General features: G+C 68.8%; 10 protein-coding genes. 6 read left to right on the top strand and 4 right to left on the bottom strand.

Annotated elements, in window-relative coordinates; all coding sequences use genetic code 11:
* Positions 1 to 309: 309 nt before the first annotated feature.
* The 3 genes from dapA (at position 310) to FV222_RS10515 (ending at position 2,480) form a co-directional block, all read left to right on the top strand.
* Positions 310 to 1,209: a 4-hydroxy-tetrahydrodipicolinate synthase gene (gene dapA, locus FV222_RS10525; RefSeq protein ID WP_147763870.1), complete on the top strand. Its 900-nt coding sequence runs from the start codon at positions 310 to 312 to the stop codon at positions 1,207 to 1,209.
* Between the two features lie 21 nt (positions 1,210 to 1,230).
* Positions 1,231 to 1,704 carry an SsrA-binding protein SmpB gene (gene smpB / locus FV222_RS10520; protein ID WP_147753492.1) on the top strand — a complete coding sequence of 158 codons (474 nt, stop codon included), beginning with the start codon at positions 1,231 to 1,233 and terminating at the stop codon, positions 1,702 to 1,704.
* 203 nt (positions 1,705 to 1,907) lie between these two features.
* Entirely contained in the window at positions 1,908 to 2,480 is a 573-nt protein-coding gene (locus tag FV222_RS10515; RefSeq protein ID WP_147763871.1) for a peroxiredoxin, read from the top strand.
* On the opposite strand, the gene FV222_RS10510 is transcribed toward FV222_RS10515, so the two are convergent.
* The 4 genes from FV222_RS10510 to rpoZ form a co-directional block, all read right to left on the bottom strand.
* On the bottom strand, positions 2,477 to 3,139 hold the full coding sequence (locus tag FV222_RS10510) for an NYN domain-containing protein (RefSeq protein ID WP_147753490.1): 663 nt from the start codon (positions 3,137 to 3,139) through the stop codon (positions 2,477 to 2,479). The two genes, FV222_RS10515 and FV222_RS10510, sit on opposite strands and share 4 nt — an antisense overlap.
* 339 nt (positions 3,140 to 3,478) lie before the next feature.
* Positions 3,479 to 4,069, bottom strand: coding sequence for an orotate phosphoribosyltransferase (gene pyrE, locus FV222_RS10505; RefSeq protein WP_147763872.1), 591 nt, complete (start codon positions 4,067 to 4,069; stop codon positions 3,479 to 3,481).
* Between the two features lie 172 nt (positions 4,070 to 4,241).
* The gene (locus tag FV222_RS10500) at positions 4,242 to 6,488 is read right to left on the bottom strand and encodes a bifunctional (p)ppGpp synthetase/guanosine-3',5'-bis(diphosphate) 3'-pyrophosphohydrolase (RefSeq protein WP_147814170.1); all 2,247 of its coding nucleotides are present in this window, start codon (positions 6,486 to 6,488) and stop codon (positions 4,242 to 4,244) included.
* 169 nt (positions 6,489 to 6,657) lie between these two features.
* Positions 6,658 to 7,068: a DNA-directed RNA polymerase subunit omega gene (gene rpoZ / locus FV222_RS10495; protein WP_147727742.1), complete on the bottom strand. Its 411-nt coding sequence runs from the start codon at positions 7,066 to 7,068 to the stop codon at positions 6,658 to 6,660.
* Positions 7,069 to 7,245: 177 nt separating this feature from the next.
* Between rpoZ and FV222_RS10490 the strand changes: the two genes are divergently transcribed.
* From FV222_RS10490 to FV222_RS10480, 3 genes are all read left to right on the top strand, one after another.
* Positions 7,246 to 7,968, top strand: a complete 723-nt coding sequence (locus FV222_RS10490; RefSeq protein ID WP_147763874.1) for a carbonic anhydrase — start codon at positions 7,246 to 7,248, stop codon at positions 7,966 to 7,968.
* A 97-nt stretch (positions 7,969 to 8,065) separates the two neighbouring features.
* Positions 8,066 to 9,001 (top strand): ACP S-malonyltransferase, encoded by a 936-nt coding sequence (gene fabD / locus FV222_RS10485; protein WP_147763875.1) that lies wholly within the window; start codon positions 8,066 to 8,068, stop codon positions 8,999 to 9,001.
* Between the two features lie 185 nt (positions 9,002 to 9,186).
* The coding region (locus tag FV222_RS10480) for an SDR family NAD(P)-dependent oxidoreductase (RefSeq protein WP_147814168.1) at positions 9,187 to 9,342 on the top strand (156 nt) is incomplete at its 3' end.

Here is a 9,342-nt window from a genome sequence, read left to right as displayed (position 1 = left end):
CCGGCAAGTCCGCGGAGGGCAGGCCCGCGGAGGGGGCGGCAAGCGCCACGCCCGCGGTCAGCGCGAGGCCGAGGGCGACGATCTGCGAGCGTGTGAGGGACGCCATGGATGCGGTCACTCCCTGGGACCCGGTTTCGACGGATGCCGGCAAAGGACAGCCTCGGGCCGGAGCGTTAAGAACGCATTAACCGCGTGCGCGAAGGGTTTGCGCGGGGGGGGCGGAAGCCCTATGTCTGCGCCGCCCGCAACATGGCGCCGGACCACCGGCGACTGCCGGACCGGGCGAAGTGACCGGCTGGGACGCCCGAGATGACCGAGACCACTGCGCGCCGCCTGCGGGGCTCCATGACCGCACTGGTGACGCCGTTCCGCGACGGCGCCTTCGACGAGGCGGCGTTCCGAAAGTTCGTGGCTTGGCAGATCGAGCAGGGCAGCCACGGCCTGGTCCCGACCGGCACCACCGGCGAGAGCCCGACGCTCACCCACAGCGAGCACGACCGCGTGGTCGAATCCTGCATCGACGAGGCCGGCGGCCGCGTGCCGGTGATCGCCGGCGCCGGGTCGAACTCCACGACGGAGGCGGTCGAGCGGGCGCGGCACGCGGAGAAGGCGGGCGCCGACGCGGTGCTCGTGGTCACGCCCTACTACAACAAGCCGACGCAGAACGGGCTCTACGCCCACTTCAAGGCCGTCAACGACGCGGTCGGCATCCCGATCATCATCTACAACATTCCTCCGCGCTCCGTCGTCGACATGAGCGTCGAGACGATGGCGCGCCTGTTCGAACTCAAGAACATCGCCGGGGTGAAGGACGCGACCGCCAAGATCGATCGCGTCAGCCTTCAGCGCCAGGCCATGGGCGAGGGTTTCATCCAGCTTTCAGGCGAAGATGCGACCGCGCTCGGCTACAACGCCCACGGCGGCCACGGCTGCATCTCCGTGGTCTCGAACGTGGCGCCGAGGCTCTGCGCCGACTTACAGGAGGCGACGCTGTCCGGCGACTACGCCAAGGCGCTGCAGCTACAGGACCGGCTGCTACCGCTCCAGGTCGGGCTGTTCGCCGAATCGAACCCCTCCCCGGTGAAGTATGCCCTGGAGCGTCTCGGCCACATGAGCGCCGACGTGCGCCTGCCGCTGGTTCCGGTCTCGGACGAGACCAAGGCGATCGTCGACGCGGCCCTACGCCATGCCGGCCTCCTGGCCAGCTGACGCCGCGCACCAAAGAAACCGATGGCTCCCAAACCCGAACCGAACCGCCGCATCGTCGCCGACAACCGCGCCGCACGCTTCCACTATGCGATCGAGGACACCCTGGAGGCCGGTATCTCATTGACCGGCACCGAGGTGAAATCGCTGCGCAGCGGCCGCGCGACCATCGGCGAGGCCTATGCTGGGCCATCCGGCGGCGACCTGATGCTGTTCAACGCCTACATCCCGGAATACGTCCAGGCGAGCCGCTTCAACCACGAGACCAAGCGCCCGCGGCGCCTGCTGCTGCATCGCCGCCAGATCGACAAGTGGATCGGCGCGACGCAGCGCCAGGGCTACACGGTGGTGCCCTTGAAGATCTACTTCAACGAAAAGGGCCGTGCGAAGGTCGAGCTCGGCCTCGGCAAGGGCAAGCAGGCCCACGACAAGCGCGAGGCCAGCAAGGAGCGCGACTGGCAGCGCGATCGCGCTCGGATTTTACGCGACCGGGGGTAGGTCTCGGATCGCTGCACGCAGGCCGCCACGCCGGGCAACGGGAACACGGATCGCGCCAAAACCCCAACGCACCTCCCCTCCCCCTTTGCGGAGGAGGGAAGGCGCGGATGCCTCACGCAATGTTAGAGTTCGACGGTACGCCTGAGAGTGCGAGCCGTAACGCCGCTTCTCGCACGCCTCTCCCCTTGAGTCGGAGCGACGCCATGGATCCGAACCTTGCCCTGCCCGCCGACCTCCCCGCCCCGATCGACGACGGCGCGGCGGCGCATCTGGTCGAGATGCGCCTGCCCGACGTGTCGCTGGCCGCGACCGACGGGACTCGCGTTTCGCTGGCGAAGTGCGCCGGCCGCACGGTGGTCTTCGCCTATCCGCGCACCGGGGAGCCGGGGAAGCCGAACCTCGTGCCCGACTGGGATGCGATCCCCGGTGCGCGCGGCTGCACCCCGCAGGCCTGCGGCTTTCGCGATCTGCATGAGGATCTGAAGGCCCGGGGCGTCGCGCAGGTGCACGGGCTGTCGACGCAGACGAGCGCCTACCAGCGCGAGGCGGTGGAGCGCTTGCAACTGCCATTCACGCTGCTGTCGGACGCGTCCCGCGCCTACGCCATGGCGGTGCGCCTTCCGACCCTCGAGACAGCTGGCACCATCCTGCTGCGGCGGCTCACCCTCGTCATCGACGACGGAGTCGTGACGAAGGTGTTCTACCCGGTGTTCCCGCCCGATCGCAGCGCCGCCGACGTGATCGCCTGGCTCGATGCGGAGGCCATGAAGCCCTAGTCGGCGTCGGGCGCGTCCGGCGCGCCGTTCTGGCCCTGGCGGATGCCGTAGCGGCTTTCGAGGCCGGGATTCGGGCGCGTCGGCCGCTCCGCGTTGTCGCGCATGCGGTCCCCGGCCGGGCGGACCTGACGCTCTCCCGAGTCGCGGCCGACCTTGCCGATCAGCTGGACGAGGTCGACGAATTCGTCGGCCTGACGCCGGAGGTCGTCGGAGATCATCGCCGGCTGGGTCTGGATGGTCGAGACCACCGTCACCTTCACGCCGCGACGCTGCATCGCCTCGACGAGCGACCGGAAGTCGCCGTCGCCGGAGAACAGCACCATGTGGTCGATGTAGGCGCTGAGCTCGAGCGCGTCGATCGCGAGCTCGATGTCCATGTTGCCCTTGATCTTGCGGCGGCCAAGGGAGTCGGTGAACTCCTTGGCCGGCTTGGTCACAACGCGGTAGCCGTTGTAGTCGAGCCAATCGATCAGCGGACGGATCGAGGAATATTCCTGATCCTCGACCATGGCGGTGTAGTAGAACGCCCGGATCAGGTTGTCCCGGCCCTGGAATTCCTTCAGCAGCCGCTTGTAATCGATATCGAACCCGAGAGCTTTCGTCGTGGCGTAGAGGTTGGCGCCGTCGATGAACAAGGCGCTGCGTTGTAGTGCACTCATGGCACGATCCATCTTTGAAATATCGACACAGGAAAATCGCGCCGCGTGCCGCGCCTACGATGCAGGCGAACGACACGCATCAATGTTACGGCTGCCAAATCGCACAAACGGATGAAAATCGAATTTATTTTTTTCAAAACGCAGGCGACGGTTCGCAATAGTAACCGCTCGGTATTCTTGAGGGGCGCCGACGAACGTGTCAAGCTCGGGCATAAAATCGGCCGCCCATCGCTTGTGGTAATGCAACCTCGTCGATACTTTTGAGAACAATTAAGCAACGACTGATCGACATCTATCTCCCGGCAGATCAGATTAGATCCACCGGATGCTCGGTCGTGATCAAGCCTTCGTCATCACCCGGCTTCCGGGCTTCACCGGCGGCAGCGCGGCGAGTTCCGGCGGCAGGGCGTCGGGGGGATAGGCCGGGATATCGAGGGTTACAAGCGAGACCAGGGGTAGGCCGATCTCGCCGCGGCCGCCCGATCGGTCGATCAGGCAGGCGGCCCCGACGACCTCGCCGGGCTCCGCCTGGAGCGAGGCGAGGCATTCGCGGGCGGAGAGCCCCGTCGTGACGATGTCCTCGACGATGACCGCGCGCTGGCCCGCCGGGATGCTGAAGCCGCGCCGCAGGGTGAACGGTCCGCCGGGATCGCGCTCGACGAAGATCGCCCGCGCCTCGAGGTGGCGTGCGGTCTCGTAGCCCGGCACGATACCGCCGATCGCTGGCGAGACGACGATGTCGACCTTGCCGAACCGCGCCGTGATGACGGCGGCCAGCGCCTTGCACAGGCGCTCCGTGCGCGGCGGCTCGGAGAAGATGGCCATCTTCTGCAGGAAGACCGCCGAACGCAGGCCGGAACTCAGGATGAAATGGCCTTCGAGCAGCGCGCCCGCATCGCGGAATTCCGCCAAGACTTCGTCCGGACTCATGCGCGCGTGGCTCCTGGCGGGATTGGATGCAGACGCTGCGCTTGTGGCAGCGGCGGCAGGGGGAGGCAAGCCGCTGACCGTGCAGGGTGCGGCGTCGGCGGCGCCCAGCCGAGCGGCCGCCGTCCAAAAGATCCTCCCCATCATGCCGGGGCGGCCCGAACGAACGGCAGCCCTATCCGTTCACCCGGTCCACCCGGCTCACCGTGCGCTTGCCCCTGAGTTCCGCGACGATCGCGTTGAGGTGCTGCAGGTCCCAGACCGAGAGGTCGATGACGATGTCGGTGAAGTCCTGGGTGCGGCGCTTCATCGATAGGTTGTCGATGTTCCCGTCGTGGTCGGCGATGACCTGGGCGATCTGCGCCAGCACGCCGGGCTCGTTGATCGATTGGGTGGCCAGCCGCGCCGGGAAGCGCTCGGTGGCGTCCGCCTCGATGTCCCAGCGCACGTCGAGCCAGCGCTCGGGCTCGTTGTCGAAGGCGGCCAGCGCCGCCGACTGGATCGGGTAGATCGTCACGCCGACGCCGGGCGTAAGGATGCCGACGATGCGGTCGCCGGGCACCGCACCGCCATCCGGTGCGAAGCTGACGGGCAAGTCGCCGGCCAGCCCACGGATCGGAATCGCGTCGGTGCCGTCCGCCGTGCCGCCGCCGGGGAAGGTCAGGCGCATGGTCTGGTCCTTCGTGCGGATCAGCCGGCCGGCACCGTTGACGACCGGCTGCGCGACCCCCGCCGGCCCGGTCTTCCGCTCGTCCTTGTAGTCCGGGTAGACGCCGCGCACGACGTCGCCCGAGAACATCTCGCCGCGCCCCACCGCCGCGAACACGTCCTCGACCGAAGTGCGGGCCAGGCGCGGGAGCGCGCCGCGCAGCTTGTCGTCGGAAAAGCTCTTGCCCGCCCGCTCGAAGGCACGGTCGAGGATCTGGCGGCCAAGGCCTGCATATTGCCGGCGCACCGCCGAACGGGTGGCGCGGCGGATCGCGGCGCGGGCCTTGCCGGTGACGACGAGCGATTCCCAGGCGGCCGGCGGCGCGGCCCCGTCCGAGCGCGAGATCTCGACCTCGTCGCCGTTGGCGAGCTCGTGCAGCAGCGGCGCCATCCGGCCGTTGATCTTGGCGCCCACAGCGGAGTTGCCGACATCGGTGTGCACCGCGTAGGCGAAGTCGATCGGCGTGGCGCCGCGCGGCAGGGCGATCAGGCGGCCCTTCGGCGTGAAGCAGAAGACCTGGTCCTGGAACAGCTCGAGCTTGGTGTGCTCCAGGAACTCCTCGGGACTGTCGCCCTCGGCCAGCAGCTCGATCGTGCGGCGCAGCCACTGGTATGCGCCGCTTTCGGCGGCGAGGCGTGGGGCGACGCCGCCTTCCGACTCGCGGCCGGCGGGAAGCTTGGCGGCCTCCTTGTAGTGGGCGTGGGCGGCGATGCCGTACTCGGCGATGTCGTCCATCGTGCGGGTGCGGATCTGCAGCTCGACGCGCTGGCTCTTCGGACCGATCACCGTGGTGTGGATCGAGCGGTAGTCGTTCTGCTTCGGGGTGGAGATGTAGTCCTTGTAGCGCCCCGGCACCATCGGCCAAGTGGTGTGCACGACGCCGAGTGCGGCGTAGCAATCGTCCAGCGTCTCCACCACGACGCGGAAGCCGAACACGTCGGACAGCTGCTCGAAGGCGACGGACTTTCGCTCCATCTTCGACCAGATCGAGAACGGGCGCTTCTGCCGGCCCGTGACGGCAGCCTCGATCCCGCGGGCGGACAGCTTCGCTGTCAGGTCGCGCTCGATCGTGTCGACCAGGCTCTCGGACTTCGCCGTGAGGTCGGAGAGCCGCCGGGTGACGGTGGCGTAGATGTCGGGTTTGAGGTTGCGGAAGGACAAGTCCTCCAGCTCCTCGCGCAGCTCCTGCATGCCCATACGGCCGGCGAGCGGCGCGTAGATGTCCAGCGTCTCCTGCGCGATCCGCTCGCGCTTGTCCGCGCGCATGTGCTGGAGGGTGCGCATGTTGTGCAGGCGGTCGGCGAGCTTGACGAGCAGCACGCGCACGTCCGCCGCCACGGCGAGCAGCAGCTTGCGGAAGTTCTCGCCCTGGGCCGCGCGCTTCGAGACCATGTCGAGGCGCTTGAGCTTGGTCAGGCCGTCGACCAGCGCGCCGATCTCCGGACTGAACAGCTCGCGGATCTCGTCGAGGGTCGCCGCCGTGTCCTCGACGGTGTCGTGCAGCACGGCCGCGACGATGGTCGCGTCGTCGAGGCGCAGGTCCGTGAGGATCGCGGCGACTTCGAGCGGGTGGGCGAAGAACGGATCGCCCGACGCCCGCTTCTGCGTGCCGTGCGCACGCATGGCGTAGACGTAGGCTCGGTTGAGCAGCGCCTCGTTCGTCGCGGGGTTGTAGCGCTTCACCCGCTCGACGAGTTCGTACTGGCGCATCATCCGCCGGGAGACCCTTTCCGATCCGGTTCGAACCGAAGTCTCACGCAAGCCGCGGGCCTGCGCCAGCCCCGATCGCGTCGCAGGGCGAGATACATGAAGGCTCGCGCCAAGCAAAAGGCCCGGCGTCGCCGCCGGGCCTGATCTACGCCATCGCGTGACGGCGCCGGGGCTACTCGCCCTCGTCGTCGGTCTCGACCGGGGGCGCGAGGTTCTCGAGGCCGCGGAGCAAGTCTTCCTCGCTCATGCGGTCGAACTGCGGCGCGGAATCGTCGCTCGCGGCGGTCGGCGAGACCGCGGCGGCGGTCGGCGAGCTCGACAGCAGCGGCACGGCCTCGGCCTCCGGCTCGTCGACCTCGACGTACTTCTGCATCGAATGGATCAACTGTTCCTTGAGGTCGTCGGCGGTGATCGTCTCGTCGCCGATCTCGCGGAGCGCCACGACCGGGTTCTTGTCGCGGTCGCGGTCCACGGTAAGCGGGGCGCCGGCGGCGAGCAGGCGGGCGCGGTGGCTCGCGAGCAGGACGAGCTCGAACCGGTTCTCGACCTTCTCGATGCAATCTTCGACGGTGACGCGAGCCATGCGCAGCGGCTCCTTCCAGCGGATACGGGGGATGTCGGGCGGTGCCGGCTCATACACCGGATGCGGTTTGGCAACAAGCACAGCGGTTTGGAAGCGGACGCCCTTTACAGTCTCGCTCGGAAACAGTCAGAAACGATCGACCGGAGCGGGTCGTCGTCCGGCATGCGGGAGCACGACATGACCGATCGCCTGAGCCGGCGCCACCTCCTCGGCTGCGGCTGCCACCTCGGCGGTGCCGCTCTCGCCGCCACCGCCCTGCCCACCAGTGCCTTCGCCGCGAGCCTGTCTTCCAAGAAGACCGACATGAGCCCCGATCAGGCGCTCAAGGTGATGAAGGACGGCAACGCCAGCTATCTCACCGACTCGCCGGTGCGGGCGGCACAGGGGCGCGAGCGCCGCATCGAGATCGCCCTCGGGCAGACGCCGTTCTGTGTCCTGGTGAGCTGTTCCGATTCGCGCGTTTCGCCCGAGATCCTGTTCGGCCGCGGCCTAGGAGAGCTGTTCATCGTGCGCAACGCCGGCAACACCGCCGACACAGCCGCCACCGGCTCGATCGAGTACGCGGTCTCGCAGCTCGGCGTGCCACTGGTCCTGGTGATGGGCCACAGCCGCTGCGGAGCCGTCGAGGCGGCGGTGAGCGTGGTTCGGGACAACGCACAGTTCGCCGGCTCGATCGGGCGGATGATCGAGCCGATCGTTCCGGCCGTCCTCTCGGTTCGCGACAAGGCCGGCGATTTCGTCGAGCACGCGGTGCGCGCCAACGTGAGCCGCGTGGTCTCCCGCTTGCGCACCGCCTCCGAGCCGTCACTGCTCGATCCGCTGAAGGCGGGCAAGCTCCGCATCGTCGGGGCCGCCTACAGTCTCGACACCGGCAACGTCGACTTCTTCGACGAGGGCTGACACCCTCGCCGGTTTGTGCGCTGCATTGTTGACACCTGCGGCGGGCGGTGCGACTGCGCCGCCCTTTCCGAGCAACGGGGTAGGCGACGGAGCGACCGTGCGGGCACTTATCTTTCCGGGCCAGGGCAGCCAGGCCGTCGGCATGGGCAAGGCGCTGGCAGAGGCCTTCCCGCAGGCGCGCGCAGTGTTTTCGGAGGTGGACGAGGCGCTGAGCCAGCCGCTCGCGCGCCTGATGTTCGAGGGTCCGATCGAGGCGCTGACGCTGACCGCCAACGCCCAGCCGGCGCTGATGGCCGCGAGCCTCGCGGCGTTGCGGGTTCTGGAGGCCGAGCGCGGTCTCGACCTCGCGCGGGATGTCGCCTTCGTCGCCGGCCACTCGCTCGGCGAGTATTCGGCGCTGGCCGCCGCCGGCAGCCTGACGATCGCCGACACCGCGCGCCTGCTGCGCATCCGCGGTGAGGCGATGCAAGCGGCCGTCGCCCCGGGCGACGGCGCCATGGCGGCGCTGATCGGCGCCGACACCGAGACCGCTGCCGCGATCGCGGCGGAGGCCGCCGATGGCGTGGTCTGCGATGTGGCCAACGACAACGGCGCCGGCCAGGTCGTGCTGTCGGGCGACAAGGCCGCGGTGGAGCGCGCCGTGGCGATCGCGCAGGCACGCGGGATCAAGCGGGCGGTGATGCTCAACGTCTCCGCGCCGTTCCATTGCCGCCTGATGCAGCCCGCCGCGGATGCCATGCGCGCGGCCCTCGACGCGGTGACGTTGCGCGCGCCCATCGTCCCCCTCTACGCCAACGTGCTCGCCGCCCCGGTCTCCGATCCGGCCGCGATTCGCCAAAACCTCGTGGCGCAGGTGACGGGCACGGTGCGCTGGCGCGAGAGCGTCGCGGCCATGGCCGCAGCAGGCGTCGACACGTTCTACGAGGTCGGCTCCGGCAAGGTGCTGTCCGGCCTCGTCAAGCGGATCGCATCGGGCGCATCCGCGACGCCGGTCGGCACGCCGGAGGATGTGGCTGCATTCCCTCGGAGCTAGGGAAGGCAGCGCGGGTCCCCTCTCGCGTTCGGGAAAGGGACAGGGTGAGGGGTCAGGTCTTTCCGGAGAGGGCATACCCCTCACCCCCAACCCTCTCCCGCAAGGGAGAGGGGGCCGGTCACGCCGACCGTGACAGGCCCCAAAACGCCGCCGATAGAAACCAACTCGACCAACAGGTGATCCCCATGTTCGACCTCACCGGGAAAAAAGCCCTCATCACCGGCGCGACCGGTGGGCTCGGCGGCGCCATCGCGCGGTCGCTGCATGCGCAGGGGGCCACGGTGGCCCTGTCGGGCACCCGCGCCGAGGCGCTGGAAGCCCTGGCCGGCGAACTCGGCGAG

Source organism: Methylobacterium sp. WL103 (genome assembly GCF_008039885.1).
Taxonomy (GTDB): Bacteria; Pseudomonadota; Alphaproteobacteria; order Rhizobiales; family Beijerinckiaceae; genus Methylobacterium; species Methylobacterium cerastii.
Note: the sequence above shows the minus strand (reverse complement) of the source record. Positions and strands in the feature narration are given on the sequence as shown.